Annotated in this window: 16 protein-coding genes, 1 tRNA gene and 1 other RNA gene; 6 read left to right on the forward strand and 12 right to left on the reverse strand. The window is 58.6% G+C overall.

Translation table 11 applies throughout. From position 1 onward, the window contains the following. Positions 1-159: 159 nt before the first annotated feature. Genes purL through purS form a run of 3 tightly spaced genes read right to left on the reverse strand, consistent with a single transcriptional unit; the run spans position 160 to position 3,562 of the window. Complete coding sequence (gene purL / locus VVR27_RS06470) at positions 160-2,478, reverse strand: phosphoribosylformylglycinamidine synthase subunit PurL (protein WP_368547632.1); 2,319 nt, start codon at positions 2,476-2,478, stop codon at positions 160-162. A gap of 29 nt (positions 2,479-2,507) precedes the next feature. After that, positions 2,508-3,305: a phosphoribosylformylglycinamidine synthase subunit PurQ gene (purQ, locus tag VVR27_RS06475; RefSeq protein ID WP_368547633.1), complete on the reverse strand. Its 798-nt coding sequence runs from the start codon at positions 3,303-3,305 to the stop codon at positions 2,508-2,510. Between the two features lie 5 nt (positions 3,306-3,310). Further along, positions 3,311-3,562 carry a phosphoribosylformylglycinamidine synthase subunit PurS gene (gene purS, locus VVR27_RS06480; RefSeq protein WP_237203285.1) on the reverse strand — a complete coding sequence of 84 codons (252 nt, stop codon included), beginning with the start codon at positions 3,560-3,562 and terminating at the stop codon, positions 3,311-3,313. Positions 3,563-3,685: 123 nt separating this feature from the next. Between purS and VVR27_RS06485 the strand changes: the two genes are divergently transcribed. Continuing rightward, on the forward strand, positions 3,686-3,853 hold the full coding sequence (locus VVR27_RS06485) for a hypothetical protein (protein ID WP_346872643.1): 168 nt from the start codon (positions 3,686-3,688) through the stop codon (positions 3,851-3,853). Here VVR27_RS06485 and VVR27_RS06490 read toward each other — a convergent pair. The 3 genes from VVR27_RS06490 to VVR27_RS06500 form a co-directional block, all read right to left on the reverse strand. Further along, positions 3,850-4,062, reverse strand: a complete 213-nt coding sequence (locus VVR27_RS06490) for a MerR family transcriptional regulator (protein ID WP_346872644.1) — start codon at positions 4,060-4,062, stop codon at positions 3,850-3,852. The genes VVR27_RS06485 and VVR27_RS06490 overlap by 4 nt on opposite strands. Positions 4,063-4,108: 46 nt before the next feature. Next, positions 4,109-5,053: a 3-methyladenine DNA glycosylase gene (locus tag VVR27_RS06495; protein WP_368547634.1), complete on the reverse strand. Its 945-nt coding sequence runs from the start codon at positions 5,051-5,053 to the stop codon at positions 4,109-4,111. 85 nt (positions 5,054-5,138) lie between these two features. Then, entirely contained in the window at positions 5,139-6,437 is a 1,299-nt protein-coding gene (locus tag VVR27_RS06500; protein WP_368547635.1) for an aspartate kinase, read from the reverse strand. A gap of 332 nt (positions 6,438-6,769) precedes the next feature. Here VVR27_RS06500 and VVR27_RS06505 point away from each other — a divergent pair, with 332 nt between their 5' ends. Continuing rightward, a complete protein-coding gene (locus VVR27_RS06505) occupies positions 6,770-7,267 on the forward strand; it encodes a DUF2087 domain-containing protein (RefSeq protein ID WP_346872647.1) in 498 nt (165 codons plus the stop codon). Positions 7,268-7,653: 386 nt separating this feature from the next. On the opposite strand, the gene recR is transcribed toward VVR27_RS06505, so the two are convergent. The 3 genes from recR to ffs all read right to left on the reverse strand — a co-directional run bounded on the left by recR (position 7,654) and on the right by ffs (position 12,051). Beyond that, the gene (gene recR / locus VVR27_RS06510) at positions 7,654-8,808 is read right to left on the reverse strand and encodes a recombination mediator RecR (RefSeq protein ID WP_368547636.1); all 1,155 of its coding nucleotides are present in this window, start codon (positions 8,806-8,808) and stop codon (positions 7,654-7,656) included. Positions 8,809-8,833: 25 nt separating this feature from the next. Continuing rightward, the gene (locus VVR27_RS06515) at positions 8,834-11,806 is read right to left on the reverse strand and encodes a DNA polymerase III subunit gamma and tau (protein ID WP_368547637.1); all 2,973 of its coding nucleotides are present in this window, start codon (positions 11,804-11,806) and stop codon (positions 8,834-8,836) included. A gap of 148 nt (positions 11,807-11,954) precedes the next feature. Further along, an RNA gene (ffs, locus tag VVR27_RS06520) (signal recognition particle sRNA small type) lies at positions 11,955-12,051 on the reverse strand. A gap of 172 nt (positions 12,052-12,223) precedes the next feature. On the opposite strand from ffs, the gene VVR27_RS06525 reads away from it, so the two are divergent. Then, positions 12,224-12,308 (forward strand) — tRNA-Ser (locus VVR27_RS06525). A 95-nt stretch (positions 12,309-12,403) separates the two neighbouring features. Here the strand turns inward: VVR27_RS06525 and pnuC are convergent. Together pnuC and VVR27_RS06535 are read right to left on the reverse strand one after the other, a co-directional pair. Further along, the gene (pnuC, locus tag VVR27_RS06530; protein ID WP_368547638.1) at positions 12,404-13,183 is read right to left on the reverse strand and encodes a nicotinamide riboside transporter PnuC; all 780 of its coding nucleotides are present in this window, start codon (positions 13,181-13,183) and stop codon (positions 12,404-12,406) included. 42 nt (positions 13,184-13,225) lie between these two features. Beyond that, positions 13,226-14,341, reverse strand: coding sequence for an AAA family ATPase (locus VVR27_RS06535; protein ID WP_368547639.1), 1,116 nt, complete (start codon positions 14,339-14,341; stop codon positions 13,226-13,228). Positions 14,342-14,483: 142 nt separating this feature from the next. On the opposite strand from VVR27_RS06535, the gene VVR27_RS06540 reads away from it, so the two are divergent. Further along, positions 14,484-14,810, forward strand: a complete 327-nt coding sequence (locus VVR27_RS06540) for a type II toxin-antitoxin system VapB family antitoxin (RefSeq protein ID WP_368547640.1) — start codon at positions 14,484-14,486, stop codon at positions 14,808-14,810. Between the two features lie 4 nt (positions 14,811-14,814). Here VVR27_RS06540 and VVR27_RS06545 read toward each other — a convergent pair whose 3' ends face one another. Beyond that, the gene (locus VVR27_RS06545) at positions 14,815-15,483 is read right to left on the reverse strand and encodes a TetR/AcrR family transcriptional regulator (RefSeq protein WP_368547641.1); all 669 of its coding nucleotides are present in this window, start codon (positions 15,481-15,483) and stop codon (positions 14,815-14,817) included. Between the two features lie 245 nt (positions 15,484-15,728). On the opposite strand from VVR27_RS06545, the gene VVR27_RS06550 reads away from it, so the two are divergent. Beyond that, positions 15,729-16,409 carry a queuosine precursor transporter gene (locus VVR27_RS06550; protein WP_368547642.1) on the forward strand — a complete coding sequence of 227 codons (681 nt, stop codon included), beginning with the start codon at positions 15,729-15,731 and terminating at the stop codon, positions 16,407-16,409. A 172-nt stretch (positions 16,410-16,581) separates the two neighbouring features. Beyond that, positions 16,582-18,033 (forward strand): amino acid permease, encoded by a 1,452-nt coding sequence (locus VVR27_RS06555; RefSeq protein ID WP_368547643.1) that lies wholly within the window; start codon positions 16,582-16,584, stop codon positions 18,031-18,033. The last annotated feature ends 49 nt before the right edge of the window (positions 18,034-18,082 follow it).

The raw sequence follows: 18,082 nt of genomic DNA on the forward strand, positions 1-18,082 counted from the left end.
CGTCCGGGGATAGAGACCGGCCCATGAAACTATCGGCCGCTCCATCGTATGACGTTCCTGCCAGCATTTTGATGGGCCAGAAGCTGGTGAGATGAGGGAAGGACGCCTGCCCTAGCTTTCAAAGCGGGGGCGGGCGTCCTTATGCCGTGTAGCTAGCGGCTAGCTGGGGGCAACCTCGCCGAAGTGGCGGGCTAGGGTGCCCTCGTGGGCTTCACGCAGCTCGTCCAGGTTGATGTCAGCCTCGCCCTGGATTGCCAGAGCGTTGGACTCAGCGTCCACTACGCCAATGCGGGCGAAAGGGTAGTCGCGGGCGGTGCACATGTCTTTGAAGCGAACTTCCTCGGAACGGGGTACGGATACAACTACGCGACCCAGGGACTCTGAGAAGAGCAGAGTGAAGAGGTCGATACCGTCACGCTCGGCAACCTCACCCAGACCCACGCGGGCACCCACGCCAAAGCGCAGGCACGCCTCAGATAGGGCAGCCGCTAGGCCACCTGCTGAAACGTCGTGAGCGGCATCAATCATGCCGTCACGGCTCATGTTCACCAGCATGTCGCCCAGCAGCTTCTCAGCAGCCAGATCAACCTTGGGGGGCAGACCGCCCAGGTGACCCTTGTAGCGGGCCCACTCAGAACCATCCAGCTCATCAGCGGTGGTGCCCAGCAGGTAGATAGCCTGACCGTCGTGCTCCGGAGCCCACCCTGAGGGGGTGCGGCGCGTGACGTCATCCATGACACCCATCATGGCAACTACGGGGGTGGGGTTAATGGCCTGATTGCCGGTCTGGTTATAGAGCGAAACGTTACCGCCGGTCACGGGCACACCTAGCTCCATACAACCATCGGCAATACCGCGAACAGCCTCAGCGAACTGCCACATGACATCTGGATCCTCGGGGGAACCAAAGTTCAGGCAGTCAGAGACAGCTACGGGACGGGCACCTACTGTAGCGACGTTGCGGTAGGCCTCAGCCAGGGACGCACGTGCACCCTCGTAAGGGTCCAGCTTGGTGAAGCGGGGGTTGGCATCGGTAGCCAGGGCAACACCCAAGCCGGTCTCTTCATCCACACGAATCACGCCAGAATCATCGGGCATAGACAGGGCGGTGTTGCCCTGGACGTAGCGGTCGTACTGGTTGGTGATCCAGGACTTGGAGCACATGTTGGGGGCGGCCATGAAGACCTTGATGGCCTCGCCCAGTTCAGCGCCGATGGGGCGGGCATCGTCCGCATCGGAGCCGGTGAACTTATCGGCCTGCAGCCCGTCCTGCCACTCGGGGCGGGCGTAGGGGCGTTCGTAGGTGGGGCCGTCGTGGGCGACAGTCTTGGGGTCAACGTCCACGATAATCTCGCCCTGCCACTCGATGGTCAGGCGACCGGAACCGGTAACCTCACCCAGAATGGAGTATTCAACATCCCACTTCTTCATGATGTCTTCGAAGCGGCTTAGGTTCTCGGGAGTTACGACGGCCATCATGCGCTCCTGGGACTCAGACATGAGAATCTCGCCCGGGGTCAGGGTGGGATCACGCAACAGAACCTTGGTGAGATCAACGTGCATACCGCCGTCACCGTTAGAGGCCAGCTCGGAAGTTGCGCAGGATATACCCGCGGCACCGAGGTCCTGAATGCCCTCAACGATGGAGTTCTTGAAAAGCTCTAGGCAGCACTCAATCAGCACCTTCTCAGCGAAGGGGTCGCCCACCTGAACGGCGGGGCGCTTGGAGGGCTTGGTGTCGTCGAAGGACTCTGATGCCAGAACTGAAGCACCGCCAATACCGTCGCCACCGGTGCGGGCGCCGAAGAGAATGACCTTGTTGCCGGTGCCCGAAGCGTTAGCGGTGCGGATGTCCTCGTGGCGCATAATGCCAACAGCCAGGGCGTTGACTAGGGGATTGGCCTGGTAACACTCGTCGAACTCAACTTCGCCGCCGATGTTGGGCAGGCCCAGGGAGTTGCCGTAGCCGCCCACACCGGAAACAACGCCGGGCAGGACGCGGGCGGTGTCGGGGTGGTCAATGGCACCGAAACGCAGGGGATCCATGACGGCCACGGGGCGTGCACCCATGGAGATGATGTCACGCACGATACCGCCCACGCCGGTTGCTGCACCCTGGTAGGGCTCAACGTAGGAAGGGTGGTTGTGGGACTCAATCTTGAAGGTAACGGCCCAGCCGTTACCGATGTTAGTCACGCCGGCGTTCTCGCCGATGCCCACCATCAGGTCCTTCTTCATCTCGTCGGTGACCTTGGCGCCGAACTGCTTGAGGTGCACCTTGGAGGACTTGTAGGAGCAGTGCTCCGACCACATGACCGAGTACATGGCCAGCTCAGCGGCGGTGGGGCGTCGCCCTAGAATCTTCTTGACGTCCTCAAACTCGTTCTCCTTGAGGCCCAGCTCAGCCCAGGGCAGCTCGGTATTGGGAGTAGCAGCGGCGTGCTCAACGGTGTCGAGGTTAAACTTCTTTTCGCTCATTAGTACATAAATCCTTTAGAAACCAGCGCTTAGGCGCCCACGAGCTTGTTGAGAACAGAGGTGAAGACGCCAAGACCGTCTGCGCCACCGCGCAGGTCAACGGTGCCAAAACCTGAGGACGAGGGGCCAAAGCCAGGCTCCACAGCGTGCTCGGGGTGAGGCATCAGGCCAACCACATTGCCGCGCTCATTGGAGATTCCGGCAATATCGTTGCGCGACCCGTTGGGGTTCACATCAACATAGCGGAAGACTACGCGGTTCTCAGCTTCAAGTGCTTTAAGAGTCTTAGCATCAGCGACGTACTGGCCGTCCTGGTTCTTCAGGGGCACGACGATATCCTGCCCAGCCTCAAAATCACTAGTCCAGAAGGTCTGGTTGTTCTCAATGCGCAGGGTCTGATCACGGCAGATGAACTTGCGGTGATCATTCTTAATCATTGAACCGGGCAGCAGGTGGGTTTCGGTCAGAATCTGGAAACCGTTGCAGATGCCCAGCACGGGCAGGGGGTTTTCGCTTGCCTGAGCGGCCTCTACCACCTTGCTCATGACCGCTGCCTTGGCGGCAATAGCGCCGGCACGCAGGTAATCACCATACGAAAAACCGCCGGGGACAATAACGGCATCTACATCGTGGAGGTTTGCCTCATCGTGCCACAGCGGTACGGGTGTGCCACCGGCTAAGCGGACGGCGCGGCTTGCGTCGCGGTCATCCAGAGTGCCGGGGAAAGTGATAACACCGACGCGCACACCTGCTAGAGCGTCATCGGGGGTGTCTTGTGAGAAGTCCCCCACCAGGGGCACTTCGTGAGCTGCAAGTGACTCTGCCATAGGTCTTAGTCCTCCAGAGCTTCGACGTTCACAACGTCTTCAATCACGGGGTTAGAGAGCAGCTCTTCAGCGGCCTGACGTGCCTGAGCTAGAAGCTCCTCGGTCACTGCGCCCTCAACGGTGAGCTCAAAACGCTTGCCCTGACGGACGTCGGTAAAATTCGACAATCCGATGCGGGGAAGCTCGTTCGCAATAGCCTTACCCTGGGGGTCTAGGATTTCGGGCTTGAGCATAACATCAACAACAATACGGGCCATGAATGGGCACTCCTTGGGTGCTGGAATCTATATAGAGCCAGGTCTCATTTTACACAGTAAAGATGGTGCCTAGTCCTCTAGGGGTGCGAGTCGAGCCGTCCGTAGGAAGGTGCTACTCAGTATGTGAACGGAATTGCTTTTGCTTTCTGGTTCACCCCAACGGTTGATGAAAAGACCGGCCCATATTTAGGCGTCAGTACCGTCGTGAAAGTGGGCGCTATCTTCACCACGATGGATATGACAACTACTGGCCAAATCTCAGCAAAAGGCCCTGCTCAACATGAGGGCTAATAAAGCTTCTTGAAACCCTGCAAGGAATCACGCGATTCAGTGGTGCGGTTCGTCAACACAGCAGCAAAACGCTCTACCTCCTCAGGAGTGAACCAAAGACCGGGCTTACCCTCCACAGGGGTGAGCCCGCCTTCTTCTACCCAGCTCAGCACCGAGTACTCGTTAACACCCAGCTGCTGGGCTACCTGCATAATATTTAGTTCGGTCATGGGTTTCTCCTTTTACTAGGATGACGGCGGCCAGGGCGCCCGGGGACTAGACCGCTGGCCGGTCTGCAGAGGCTGGCAGTGCGGCGTTCAGCTGAGCAAGAAGCTGCTGACGCAGCTGCACCGATCTTGCAGCAAAGGCACGCTGGGTGCGGGTATAAGCCAGCTTACCCTCGGCGGTTTCAATCTTGACCGGCTCATAGCCCCAGCTCTGAAGATCATAGGGTGCTGCTTTCATATCCAGCTCCCGTATCTCCCAGGCCAGGTCAAAGCAGTCCATCAAAAGCTCTGAACTAATGAGCGGCAAGAGCTTGTAGGCCCACTTATAGACATCCATGTTGGCGTGCAGGCAGGCAGGTTGCTCCATGTCACGCTGGGTTTCACGGGTAGGTTGCAGCTCATTGAGTGGGCGCGCCTGCGGCATGAAGAAACGGAAAGCATCAAAGTGGGTGCAGCGAATATTGTGGCTTTCAACCACCGCATCGGTGCCGTCGGCTCCTAGGCGCAAGTCAAGGTAGTCGTGGCGGATGTTGTTCTCAACCGACTTGTAGGCCATGGCCCATTCGTGCAGACCAAAGCAGCCAAAGAAGCCGGGCTGGGCGGCTGTTTTGCCCAGGATGATGCGGGTGAAGTCAACAGCCGAGGCGCGTTGAGCGGCGAATGCATCAAGATCAACGGTCATTGCGGTGCCCTCGCTGGCTAGGCGAGCTGCCTCGCCCGCATCTAACCCGCCGGCGAGCAATTCAGCCTCGGTGGCAGGGCGGTAAAACTTCCAGTCAGCGCGGCTGGCGGCGTCCAGCAAGATGACGTCGGCGCCCGGGTGCCAGCGCATGAACTGACCGGGCTTGAGGGTGTAGTAAGTGAAGAGAAAGTCTTCTACCGGGTGCTTCTCGCCCCGCTCCCGCCGCTGAGCAAAGGGCAAGGCATAGCGCCCGGAACGCTCCTGGTGCGCTCGCTCTAAAACCTGCCACTGCTGCGCTGGGAGAATCTGCATGGGCACCATTCTACCGAGGTACAAAAAACCCGTGTAGCTAGCAGAAGCGCCAGCCACACGGGCTACTGGTGCAGGTCTCTAAACCCTAGCGGCCGGTGCCGCCGTAAACGGTGGCTTCCTGCTCAGCGTCCAGACCGAAAGCGGTGTGCACAGCGCGTACAGCTTCATCAAGGTTATCGATATCAGTGATGACCGAGATGCGGATTTCGGAGGTTGAAATCATCTCGATGTTCACCCCGGCTTCACGTAGGGCATCAAAGAAAGCGAAGGAAACACCGGGGTTAGCCTTCATGCCTGCGCCCACCAGGGAGAGCTTGCCAATGGAATCGTTGTACTTGATCTCTTCAAAACCAAGCTCAGCCTTGTGGTTGGTTAGCACCTCAACGGCTTTGCCGCCCTGCGCCTGGTCACAGGTGAAGGAAATATCAGTGACATCAGAGCGATCGGTGGAAACGTTCTGCACGATCATGTCCAGGTTGACGTTGGACTCGTTGAGCAGCCCAAAGACCTTAGCCGCCGAACCGGGCACATCGGGAACACCAACAACGGTGACCTTAGCCTGGCTACGGTCATGGGTGACACCAGAAATCAGTGGCTGTTCCAAGGGGATCTCCTTTAGGTTTTCAAACTCAAATTCTTCGGGGTTATCGGGGATGACGATGGTGCCCTCATTCTGAGAGAAAGAGGAGCGCACGTGCAGTTTCAAGTTGAAACGGCGGGCGTATTCCACGGAGCGCAGGTGCAAAATCTTAGCGCCGTTAGCTGCTAGCTCAAGCATCTCTTCACTGGTGACAGTGTCCAGTTTACGGGCTGATGGGACCACACGGGGGTCTGCTGAGTAGACGCCGTCCACGTCGGTGTAGATTTCGCAGACATCAGCGTCCATAGCGGCAGCTAGTGCGACGGCAGTGGTGTCGGATCCGCCGCGGCCCAGGGTGGTAATGTCCCCGGTCTGCCGGTTCATCCCCTGGAAGCCAGCAACAATAGCGATGTTGCCTTGAGAAATCGAGGTTTGGATGCGGTTGGGGTTGACCTCGACCAGACGTGCAGAGCCGTGCACCCCGTCAGTAATCATGCCAGCCTGTGAGCCGGTGAAGGACTGTGCTTTAGCGCCCAGAGAATTCACTGCCATTGCCAGCACCGACATGGAGATGCGCTCACCGGCGGTCAGCAGCATATCGAGTTCACGAGAGGGGCCGGGCGCCCTGCCGGTGACTTCCTCTGCCACATCTAGAAGGTCATCGGTGGTGTCGCCCATCGCCGACACAACCACAACGACGTCATTGCCAGCCTTCTGGGTGTCCACGATGCGGCGGGCTACGCGTTTAATGCCGTCTGCATTCGCGACAGAAGACCCACCAAACTTTTGGACAATCAGGCTCATTGAACTTCTCCAATACCGTTGTGATACTTACCGGCTGATTTTCCGGTTTAGTCAATGGTACGCGTGGTGGCCGTTTATGAACTATTTTTGCTCACATAACGGTAATGCTACGCACGTGACGGCAGAAGCCGCCGGGGTTAGCAGGACGGTGGGTGCTTGCCTGAGCGAGGAGCATGGGCTACCTTGTACAACAGGCGGGCCCCACCGTCTCGCGCCCGGTTTGGAGCCCTAGCCTCCCGCCGAACGGTGCCAAGGGATGAGTGATCTCTGGGGTTGATACTGGTTTTCCGACTGGAGAAGCAGGCTAGGGGTGCAGAAAAGTCGATGTACCAATGACTCAGAATAAGAACTTCAAAACCCTGGTGCGCGCCCGCATGGTAGAAACCGGGCTGAACTACACCGCCACCCGGGCGCTCGTCCTCACCGAGAAAGCGGAACAGGCACAGGCCGCAGAAACCGAACACCGCACCGTAGTGGGCCGGTTTTTCAAGGACGGCGCGCTCACCAGCTTCCCCGCTAAACGCAAGGCGAGGGCGCACGTGTTGCTTTACTTGGTCAACTATTTTGACCCCGGGGTGAAGTACAGCGAGAAGCAGATTAATAAAACGTTGAAGGCTTTCTGGCCCGATTTTGCTTACCTGCGCCGCGAACTGGTGGACTACGGCTACCTGAAGCGCAATGACCTGACCGGGGTGTACTGGCTGACCGAGATAGCCCCGGAGCGCTGGGAAACCGTGCTGCACGCCGAGGCCCCGGAATGGGAAAGCATCTGGCTACCCGCCTACCTGAACGGGGACGCACCGCGTTTTACGCTCAACCAACGGGGGTAAGCCCCGTGAGTCTTAGACAACGAATATTGACTAACCGTGCACAGGGCTCAGCGGAAGGAGACACTACGGCTCTACGGGTTCTGCTGTTAGGGATTTTTGTCTCAGCAGCCGGGGCATCCTGCTGGTGATCACTACCGTCACCAGTACCTCCCTGGATGACGTCTCTGGCATCTTTGCCCTGACACGCGACCTGGGTCTTTCACCCACGCAGTATGGTTTCGCATCCGACTCCTAGGCCGTGGGGATTGTGGCAGGTAGCTGGCTGGGCAGTCGTATTACTGAAAAACCCCTGGTCTACGGCGGTAGCGCCCTAGTGCTTTGTGCGCTGGCAAATGTCCTAGGACGCGTTGTTCTTGCCCGTGGGGGCTGTGAATAGCCGTAGGTGGTTAGGTCCAGGGGTTGACGTAGGTTTTGCCGGGAATCGGTGGAATGGTAGGTGCTACCGTACGCAGGGGCGTTTTCTTGAGCTCATCGAGCTTCTGCTTGTAAGCCTCGCGACGTTCCTGCGCTTGCCCTGCTTCACCGCTGGTATCAGCCTCCCCGGTTTCTGGGGTACCCAGCCCTTCTTCGGCTTCAAAGGCTGCGGCCGCTGCCCGCTCGGCGCGTTCTTCGGGGGAGAGCTCGCCGGGCACCGGCTGCACAGATGTCTCTTCTGCCGGCAGATCCTGGGTTGCTTCTTCTCGGGCTTCTAGCCCGGCTTCTTCCAGCTCTGTTTCTAGCAGGGGTTCATTGAGGTCAGACTGCTCACCGCGCGGTGGCTTGTGCTGATCCGTATCTTGCTGATTCTCCGGGGCACTAGAGTCTGCGCCTAAATCGTCAAACATTGAACCGGCCCAGCGGGCACGTGGCTTGCTTTCAACCTCCTCGGCTACCTTCTGCTGAGCTTCCTTTTCGACTGCCTCTTCAAAATTCTGGGCAGCGTTATCGGGGAGGGAGCGGTTACCTTCGCTGATCACGCGCCGCCCCTCTAGGGCACGTCCCAGGGTAATTTCATCGGCATACTCAAGATCACCGCCCACTGGCAGACCGGAGGCCAGGCGGGAAACCCTAATGCCAATGGGCACCAGAAGACGTGATAGGTAGGTGGCGGTTGCCTCGCCCTCAAGGTTAGGGTCCATGGCAAGAATCAGCTCGTTGATGCGTTCATCGGAAAGCCGTGCCACGAGTTCACGAATGCGCAACTGTTCAGGGCCGATACCCGCCAGGGGGTTAATGGAGCCACCGAGTACGTGGTAGCGGCCGGTAAAGGAGCGGGTGCGCTCAATGGCAACAACGTCTTTAGACTCTTCGACCACGCACAGGGCTGTGACATCACGGCTCTCGTCCCTGCAGATTGTGCAGAGTTTAGTCTCAGAGACGTTGCCGCAAATCTCGCAGAAGCTCACGGTCTTCTTGACCCGTGTGATGGCGTCGGTGAGTTTCTGCATCTCTTCTGCTTCAGCGTTGAGGATGTAGAAGGCAATGCGCTGGGCAGATTTAGGGCCTACACCGGGCAGCCTGCCCAGCTCGTCAATGAGGTTTTGAACGGCACTTTCGTACACAAAAAATCCTTAGGGTAGGGGCAGCTTAGGAGGGCTGGTGCAGGGGTTGCTCACCGATGACCTTGCCGCCCAAAATTTTCTCCACCGCTCGTTGCCCAATGAGGGTGCTCGACTCAAGCGCTACGTCCTCGTCGCTGGGGGCGAAATCTTCGTCAGCCCGGGGTTTCTGCGGCTCTTCTGGCTGTTGCTGAACTGCCCGCTGGCCTGCAGCGATGTGCGCTGCGTGGCGTTCGCGGAAGGAGAGCTTGCCGCTCTTCTTCTCGGTTTTCTCGGGCTTTTCTTGCCAGGACGCCGAGTGAGGGGCAGCAGCGAGGGTGTTCGAGGTCTGCTGCTGGGTGTCTCCTGCACGATGTGCCAGGGGATCTGGCCCGGGGGCAGACCTGTCAGACAAATCGGAGTTAGGCTGAGCGGGTCCCGCTTCAACCTGGTGGGAGTGCTCTGCCGGGCTGGAGGGTTCGATGGTAGGTGCGGCATTTTCGGGGGAAACATAGCCTACCCCCGCGACATACTCGGGTTCAGGCTCTGGGGCATCATCAAAATAACCGCCCTCGTAGCCTGCGTACTCATGCGCCAGGGGAGCGCCCTGCGTAGAGGCTCCCGGTGTCTGTTCCGCAGGTTCGGGGCTGTCTGACTGGTTGATATCAGCATTATTGGCTTCCTTATGCCCGGCTTCGGCCAGACCCTCGGAGACAGGTACCGGTTCGGTAGATACAGCGTGCTCGCTGCCCTCTACGGTCTGCTGATCTAACCCTTCATGCGCTGAAACTGTTGGTTCAGTGCCCCGGTTTTCGTGAGCCTGATCCTCTGCCTTAGCCTGGTCGGCATCAGGGGTTGACCCATCAGAGTCCTCTTCATCGGCGTCCTCGATGACATCGGGCGCCAAGGACATGCTCCGTCGCTCCGCGGACCCCCCTGAAGAGGGGTGGTGGGCCTTAGCCAATTCCACCGGGTCAGCATCACCTTTGATGACGCGCAGGTGCGGGGTAGTAGGCGGGTTAGGGTCCTCGCGGGGAACCTCGGTGCCACCCTGCGCTGATGGCGCGGGCTGCTCACCCTGCCCGCCGTCTTGAGCAGGTGCCAAACCAGCGGGGATAGGTACAACGTTCCAGGAGGTAACAGGCTTGTTCCAGTCGTCCTGGCTCCAGGCAGGGGGCGCTTCACTGCGGGGCTGACCGTGGGAAGCCCACGCCTGTTCACCGCCGCGCGGCCCCTCAGCAATAGGCACAGCCTGTTGCGGGGTGCTCGGCGCAGGAGTATTGCCATCACCGGCTGGTTGTGGGCCGCGTGCTGGGGTGTCTGTGCCCCCACCGGGCTTCTTGACCTCGCCACGAATCTGAACCTGCAAATCGAGTACGGTATGCAGGGCCTTTTGTAGCTGCGGCAGATAATCCTTGACCTGGCGAAGCACTGCAATTTCGGCACGAATAAAGAGCGCACCCTGTTCAAACCGCACTGGCTGACACTTCTCAAAGCCAGCACGCGCAAAGGCAGAGGGGATTTTAGCTAGCACGTCGTTCCAGGAGTTAGCCACCAAATCTACGGTGTTCTCACCGCTTGCCCCGGAGGTTACCTGCCGGGAAGCTGGCCGCTGGGGAGCTGCCTGGTACCTCCCGCCGGGCTTGCCTGCCGTCTGCCCGCCGTTGGCGAGCGGTGCGGCAGCGAGTGGAGCACTCGCGAGCGGAGCAGGTGCCTGGGGTGCCTGCTGAAGAGGGGCAGGTTCTTGGCTGCGTTGCGCAGCTGCTGCCGGCACGGCGGCTTCTTGCGTCGCCCGGGGCTCCTGCTGAGCTGTCTGTTGCTTGGATGCCTGCCCTTGGGGCGGTACAGTATACGTTCCGCTGGCTAGCTTACGTTCTAACTGGTCCAGGCGAGCAGCGAGGGAAGCCGCTGAAGAATCAGTGGCAGCTACCAGGATGCGGGCGCAGAGAAGCTCCAGATGTAACTGGGGATTAACCGCCCCGCTCATTTCGTTGAGTGCATCATTGGTAACGTCTGCTGCACGGGTTAGTTCGGCTGAGCCTAGCTTCTCAGCTTGCGCGCGCATGCGTTCTAGCTGATCCTCTGCCATGCCACGCAGAATGGAGGCGGCTGACCCCGGCACAGCTTTGACAATAATGAGATCGCGGAAGCGTTCTAGCAGGTCCTCGACAAAGCGGCGGGGATCTTGGCCGGTCTGAACGACGCGGTCTACAGCGGTGAAAACCGTGCCGGCGTTGCCGGAGGTGAAGGCGTCAATGACGTCATCGAGTAGCTCACCGTGGGTGAACCCCAGCAGGGCAACAGCCAGGTCATAGGAGATACCCTGCCCTTCTGTAGCACCAGCCATGAGCTGATCCAGGATAGAGAGTGAATCACGCACAGAACCGCCACCGGCACGCACTACCAGGGGTAGAACGCCATCAGCTACCTGCACGCCCTCTTGAGCGCAGAGCTGCTGAAGGAAGGCGCCCAGGGTTTCGGGTGGCACGAGACGGAAGGGATAGTGGTGGGTACGGGAACGAATCGTGCCCAGAACCTTGTTGGGTTCGGTAGTCGCAAAAATAAACTTGATGTGTTCCGGAGGTTCTTCCACAATCTTGAGCAGGGCGTTGAAGCCCTCGCGGGTGACCATGTGCGCCTCGTCAATAATAAAAATCTTGTAGCGGTCACGCACCGGGGCAAAGGTGGCGCGTTCACGCAAGTCGCGGGCGTGGTCCACACCGCCGTGGGAGGCGGCGTCCATTTCTATAACGTCGAGAGAGCCGCCGCCGTCTCGCGAAAGTTCCTTGCAGGATTCGCACTGCCCGCAGGGGGTGGGGGTGGGGCCTTCTGCGCAGTTGAGGCAGCGGGCCAGGATGCGAGCGGAGGTGGTTTTACCGCAGCCGCGCGGGCCCGAGAAGAGGTAAGCGTGGTTGACGCGGTTCTTCTCTAGGGCGGTTGAGAGCGGTTCGGTGACGTGCTCCTGCCCGATGACGTCGGCAAAGGACTCAGGGCGGTAACGGCGGTACAGCGCAGTGCTCACAACAAAACCTTCCTAGGGATGCGTAAAAAGCTCACGCCGCAGGGGTCATGCGGGGATCCGCATCCGGCGCGGGCATGCTCTTAACAGTGTAGTGCTGGTGACTGACATTATAAGAACCGGGGTAACCCGCCCCAGTAGGTTTTGGGCAAAATAAGACCCCCTACGCACCCGTCAGAGCCCAGATACCCTTGCTGCCTTCCGGCCCTGGGGGAGTTTTCCAAGATAACGCCACGTAAGGGGCACCCATTACTGTACCGTAAGCCCCTAGAAAACACAAAAGGAAATTCACCTCGTTGCCCCTACCGCTGAGCGTGTATGTGAGTAGGCACCTGGGTTAGATTTGCGGTGACGCCCAACCTTGGGTAGACTTCTATCTGTTGTCTTTCGTGAAGCTGTTTTCAGCTAAGCAACACGCCTGGAGGATTCGCCTAGCGGCCTATGGCGCACGCCTGGAACGCGTGTTGGGTTCACGCCCTCGGGGGTTCAAATCCCCCATCCTCCGCTGACCGGCTCGGACGCCCACTTGTCTCGAGCCGGTCTTTTTTTACCCAAAAAACCAGGGGCTGAAGTCTACTTCAGCCCCTCGGTAGTTTAACTCTAGGATTGGGGTAGCGGGCGCGAGAGCTTGCTCCAGTTGTACCAGCCGTAGAGGCTGTTGGCGATGAAGCCGGCGTACATGGCCATGATGGCTAGGTTGCCCCCACCATCCACCGTAGACCAGAGGTAAATCTGCACCGCGTTGAGCACTAGCCAGCCCACCCACTGCTCACGGAAGCGAAAGACCATGAGAATCTGCGCCATCACCGCGATGACCGTGGTGAACCCATCTACGTACGGCTGATTTGATCCCCACTGGGTCAAAAGGTAACCGTATCCCCATGTCAAAAGCCCAAGGATGACCACTGCAAGGCCTATCTGGGGCAGAGTTAGGCGCCGGGTCATGACGTCGCGTGGCTCGCCCTCAATAGTGGATGTGGCTGCACGCTGTGCCTGAGATTTTTCAACCCGCATATTTTTGCGCCACAGGTAGAGGCCCCAGAACTGGGTGATGACATAGAAGGCCGCGATGGTGATTTCACCGATGAAATAGGCCTGAAAAGCCAGAATCAGGTAGGGAACATTCTGGATAACCCCAAAGAAATAGTTTGAAATTCTGCCCTTGCCCACCAGAATCACGCAGATCATGCCTGCAACAGCAGTGACGGCGCTCAGCCAGCCCTCAAAAACTGTGGCGCTCACCAGAATTTGTAGACCAATCAGTGTAGCGAAGAAGACTTTCTCAAAGGGGGTATAGCCCATAAAAAGGTCGGTGCACACAGCCCGGATGGTGCGGGCTAGAGGGTTCTGCGGGTGCGCAGGGGCGGTGGCAAGGGGCATGAATAGCTCCACGGTGTGAAGGGATATGGGTCAAAGGTGGGGTTAAGTCAGAAGGGCGGCGATGGCGGCCTTGGCCTGTTCGTAGCGTTCGGCGTAATCCGCGCCGTCCAGCATCACAAGCCGGTCGGTTAGCCCTGCTGAGCGGACTTCCTGCAACATGCGCTGGGAAATATCGTTGAGGTAATGATCTGAGGTGTTGGTCTCGGATCGGAAACCGTCACGAGTGTAGTTGGCGGAGCCTACCGGGGGTATGAAGAGAATGAGATCCCATCGGGCTTTAGCAATGAGAGAATCTGCCATGGGCAGTAAGGACTGATAATCAGCTGCCGAGAGCGCGCTAGCGGGGTCCTCTGCACTCATCTGGGCGTAGGCTTTGGTCACCATGGTATCGGTATCCATCAGCGCCAGCCCCCGGTTGGCGGGGTGGTCGATGGTTTCTCGGTTGAGATTAAACTGACCGGTCAACACGTTCTGGTAATCCAGCTGATCATAATCTTCGTCGCGAATATTGGCTTCTACCTGGTAGCTGCGCGCGTATTCATAAGAATAAGGGGCGTTATAGAGCTTGCCCAGATCTTCAAGCAGTGTGGTTTTACCGCCGGACGCCGCGCCCATCACCAGCACGTTCTTGGTGAAGAAACGGCGGAAGGGAGGCGCGAGAAGATCCCAGTGAGCGAGAGGGTTAGCGCGGACGGTAGTGGTGCAGAGGTACACGGCGCTTTCGCCATCGGTCACCAGGCGCTCATCGGGGCTAAGAGGTAAGGAGCCTGCGTGACCGCTGGCTCCGGTGTACCAGATGCGCTCCGCGCCGGCGGCGACATGGGTATCCCAAAGAACCTGCACCTGAGCGAGCCGATCCCGTGCTGACAGATCCGTTTCATCGAGGGACGCCACAATCACCAGGGGGTCATTTTTGAAGTGCTCCGAAACGTAGCGGTAACGCTTGGTATGCTTCATGCCCGCTAGCTCACCGGCGTCCTGAGAACTACCGGTAACGATCACCAAGGTGCCACCTAGGTTTTGCTTTTTGGCACGCAAAATACGATCAATGTGTCCGCGGTGCATGGGCGCGAAAGAGCCCATAACGATTCCCACTGAAGCCCCGCTGAGCTGTGTCTTATAGAGCATGGTGTCCTTGTAGGGTGGCGCTGAGCGCACTAGAGTTTCTTGACCTGATTAAACACTTGAGGCACCACAAAATCAACGAATACCTCAAGACTTTAAAACGCGCCCTTGCCACCGGATCGAGCCAGGGGGTTCGAAGTTAGTAGAGGTCAGTGTTGAGCCCTAGAATAGAGCCATGATTTTCAAAGGCGTGGGCGATCACCGCCCCTACCCCGACCACGGGCTCACCCAGCGCAGTTGGGGTTCCATAGCTCCCTCACAGGTGCGCCTAGACCGTCTGGTGACCACTCAGAAGCACCTCAACCTTGAGACTCTGCTAGCTGAAGATTCCACCTTTTACGGTGACCTCTTCCCGCACGTCGTGCAGTATCGCGGTGAACTTTACCTCGAGGACGGGGTGCACCGGGCGCTACGCACCGCCCTGCAACGCCGGGCTGTCATGTATGCCCGTGTGCTCAACCTAGATGCCCTAGCCTCCGGCCTCCTCGGGGCAGAGCAGTAAAACTCTAGGACGCTTCTGCCAGATAAAGGTGAGGAGTCTCAGATAGCGGAACTGGCCGCCCTTCTGCATCAAACCGGGCCCCTAGACCCATCTGGATAAAGCGGATGGTGCTCTCAATGTGCCGCTCACGAGCCTCGTGATTTTCGGCGTCGTCGGTGCGGTCGGCACTCGATGATAATGAACCGTGAACCAGCTGCGCTAGCTCTCGAATATCATTCTGGGGCAGGTAACCCTGCTCGATGGCTGCCGAAAGAATGTCGGCCAGGACCATCTGTAACTCGCGCACGTGGTCACCCAGTTTGGCGAAAGCTTCAGGGGAGAGAACCGAACGCATGGCGGGACCGGGGGGCATGTGCCGGCGGGAGAGGTCTTCAATCTGCAGACGCACATAGATTGCCAGGCGGTCAATGGGGTTCTCTACACCTTCTAGGGCTGAGCGTAAGTCGGTGAGGAAGCGGCCCGTTTCATCGAGGGCGTAGGCAATCAGCAACTCGCCCATATCAGCGAAATAGTTGTAGACCGCAGTACGGCCAATGCCGGCGGTCTTGGCAACGTGGGTCATAGTGAGACCCGGTAGCCCGCGTTCATAAAGTAGACGACCGAAGGAGTCGAGGATGGCGCGCTTGGTGTTCTCGCGCTGGGCGGCATTAGAGGCTGCTGAGATTCTAGGCATAATGACACTCTACTAAGGTTTGTCAGCAAAATCTATTCTTAGGTGACAAAGCCGACTGATATGTCAGTAAATATGATTTTTGGATACCTTCTGCTAGGATTATTTCGCCCAGGTGGCAGATGGGCACGCAAGAATAAGCGCAGCAGTTCCCTTGAGTAAAGGGTGACTTCTGCTTTCTTTGGCGTGCTTGACTCAGTGTTTCGGTGCGCCCTTGCGTCATCGCGTCCCCGAACTCTTTGAAAACTATGACATCTTCACACTCACCTGCCGGCGCCCAGTTCGCCCGCCCAGCCCGCACCTACTTTGATCTGTTGCTAGCGGCCTCCTGTGTGCTGCTGATCCTCTCCAATATTGGTGCCACCAAAGCCGTGGCATTTGGGCCTATTCTGACCGATGGTGGCTTCTTCCTCTTCCCTCTGGCCTATGTCTTGGGCGATATCATCAGTGAGGTCTACGGCTTCCGCCTGGCCCGCCGGGCGATCGTTGCTAGCTTCGTGGCTGCTGCTCTTGCTGCCCTGAGTTTCTGGGTGCTCATTAGCTTGCCCGGTGCTGACTTCTACGAAAACCAGGATGCCCTAGCGGCCGTGCTGGGCCCCGTGCCCCTGATTGTGGGTGGCTCCTTGTTGGGCTACCTGACCGGTCAGCTGCTGAACTCCTGGGTGATGGTAAAACTCAAAGAAAAAACCGGCGGCAAGCATCTCTGGGGCCGTCTCATGGGTTCAACCCTGGTGGGCGAGCTGGCAGATACCATCATTTTCTGCTCCATTGCCGCCCCTATTCTCGGAATTACAACTTTCTCCCAATTCCTCAACTATGTGCTGGTGGGCTACGTCTATAAGTGCGCCGTTGAGTTTATCCTGCTACCCATCACTTACCCGGTCATTGCCTGGTTCAAGCGCCGCGAACCTAGCTACGGAGCTGCCTAACAATATCGCTAGTCATTCGGTTCTCATCACCCAAGAGCTTGCACTAACAACCAAGAGGGTGAGCTGTATCTCACTGCATAATGGTCTTTCAGCAAGGCACGTTTTTGCAGGGGAAACCTGTGTAAACTTGCGGTTCATTACATACATACTCTTTTGAAGGTGAGGCTCGTTCATGGCACAACCCACGACCGGAACTCAGCAGGGCGGCGAGCTCGCCCGCTCACTGTCCAATGGGCAGATGACCATGATTGCCCTGGGACTTGCTGTTGGCACCGGCCTCTTCTTGGGCTCAGGCGCAGCCATCGGCATCGCTGGCCCGGCAGTCATCGTCTCCTACGCTATCGGCTCTCTCATTGCGGCCATTATCGGCGCCTGTGCCGGTGAAATGGCCGTGCGCTACCCTGTGCGCGGTGGCTTTGGTACCATCGCCGGTAAGTTCCTGGGCCCCTTCTCTGGCTACCTCACCCGCTGGGCCTACTGGATGACCACCGTGACCCTAGCAGGCGCAGAGGTCGTAGCCGTGGGTAAGTACATGGCCTACTGGTACCCCCAGGCACCCCTCTGGATCTGGGTTCTCATCGCTGGCGGCGCCATCTTCGTGCTCAACCTCACCAGTGTAAAATCCTTCGGCACCGTAGAGTTCCTCCTCTCCTCCATCAAGGTCAGCGCCGTCATCCTCTTCATCATCTTCGGCCTAGCCCTGGTCTTCTTCGGCCTGCCCGGCCAGGACGCCACCGGTGTAGCTAACCTGACCGCCGACGGTGGCTTCGTGCCCAACGGCCCCGCCTCCATCTGGCTGGCGCTCGCCGTGGTCATGTTCTCCTTTGGCGGTATCGAGCTGATCTCCATCTCAGCAGCAGAAGCTAAGGACCCCGTCCGCTCGGTCCGCTCCTCAGCCAAAGCGATGATGTGGCGCCTTGCCACCTTCTACGTGCTCTCCCTCTTTGTTGTTGTTGCCATCATTCCCTGGCGCAACGCCTCCCAGCTCACCGGCGAAATTGAAGGCTCCCCCTTCGTCATGGTCTTTACCGAACTAGGTATTCCCTACATCGGTGGCATCACCAACTTCGTGGTACTCACAGCGGCCCTCTCCGGCGCTAATGCTGCCCTCTACGCAGCAACCCGCCTGCTGCACTCCCTGGGTCACGAACGCATGGCACCTAAGGTGCTCTCCCGCACCAGTGGCAGCGGTATCCCCGCCATTGCACTAACCGTCTCCTCGGTGGGTGCTGTGGTCGCTATGGTCATGGCGATCTCGGGCGTAGGTAACATCTTCAGCTACATGATGGCACTGGTGACCGTGTGCGTACTCGTGGTGTGGAGCATGATTCTGCTGTCCTACATCGCCTTCAAGCGCAAGGAAGGCAACGCCTCCCCCTTCCGCGTCTTTGGCGGCAGCGCAACCGCTCTGGTGGCACTGGCCGGCGTGCTGGCAACCTTCATCGCCATGTTCTTCGTCAGTAGTACCATGCTCACCTCCGTCAGTGTGGGTCTGGGCTTCTTTGCCCTAATTACTGTGCTCTACTTCGCCGGAGTCAACAAGGGCGTGCAAACCAGCGAGGACGCCTTCGACGAGGTACGAGCCGTTACTTCACAGATCCCCGCCGCAAGCAAGAAGAGCTAAACTTAGACACAGTTCTTATCACTAAGGACGCCGCCGCCCGCCCCTGCCC

Origin of the sequence: Rothia sp. LK2492 (assembly GCF_040946345.1) — a bacterium.
GTDB classification, from domain to species: Bacteria; Actinomycetota; Actinomycetes; order Actinomycetales; family Micrococcaceae; genus Rothia; species Rothia endophytica.

What these genes read in the sequence shown, in the direction of transcription:
- purL (WP_368547632.1), bottom strand. Translation starts at nt 2,478, where the DNA reads ATGAGCGAAAAGAAGTTTAACCTCGACACCGTTGAGCACGCCGCTGCT.
- purQ (WP_368547633.1), bottom strand. Translation starts at nt 3,305, where the DNA reads ATGGCAGAGTCACTTGCAGCTCACGAAGTGCCCCTGGTGGGGGACTTC.
- purS (WP_237203285.1), bottom strand. Translation starts at nt 3,562, where the DNA reads ATGGCCCGTATTGTTGTTGATGTTATGCTCAAGCCCGAAATCCTAGAC.
- VVR27_RS06490 (WP_346872644.1), bottom strand. Translation starts at nt 4,062, where the DNA reads ATGACCGAACTAAATATTATGCAGGTAGCCCAGCAGCTGGGTGTTAAC.
- VVR27_RS06495 (WP_368547634.1), bottom strand. Translation starts at nt 5,053, where the DNA reads ATGCAGATTCTCCCAGCGCAGCAGTGGCAGGTTTTAGAGCGAGCGCAC.
- VVR27_RS06500 (WP_368547635.1), bottom strand. Translation starts at nt 6,437, where the DNA reads ATGAGCCTGATTGTCCAAAAGTTTGGTGGGTCTTCTGTCGCGAATGCA.
- VVR27_RS06505 (WP_346872647.1), top strand. Translation starts at nt 6,770, where the DNA reads ATGACTCAGAATAAGAACTTCAAAACCCTGGTGCGCGCCCGCATGGTA.
- pnuC (WP_368547638.1), bottom strand. Translation starts at nt 13,183, where the DNA reads ATGCCCCTTGCCACCGCCCCTGCGCACCCGCAGAACCCTCTAGCCCGC.
- VVR27_RS06540 (WP_368547640.1), top strand. Translation starts at nt 14,484, where the DNA reads ATGATTTTCAAAGGCGTGGGCGATCACCGCCCCTACCCCGACCACGGG.
- VVR27_RS06545 (WP_368547641.1), bottom strand. Translation starts at nt 15,483, where the DNA reads ATGCCTAGAATCTCAGCAGCCTCTAATGCCGCCCAGCGCGAGAACACC.
- VVR27_RS06550 (WP_368547642.1), top strand. Translation starts at nt 15,729, where the DNA reads ATGACATCTTCACACTCACCTGCCGGCGCCCAGTTCGCCCGCCCAGCC.
- VVR27_RS06555 (WP_368547643.1), top strand. Translation starts at nt 16,582, where the DNA reads ATGGCACAACCCACGACCGGAACTCAGCAGGGCGGCGAGCTCGCCCGC.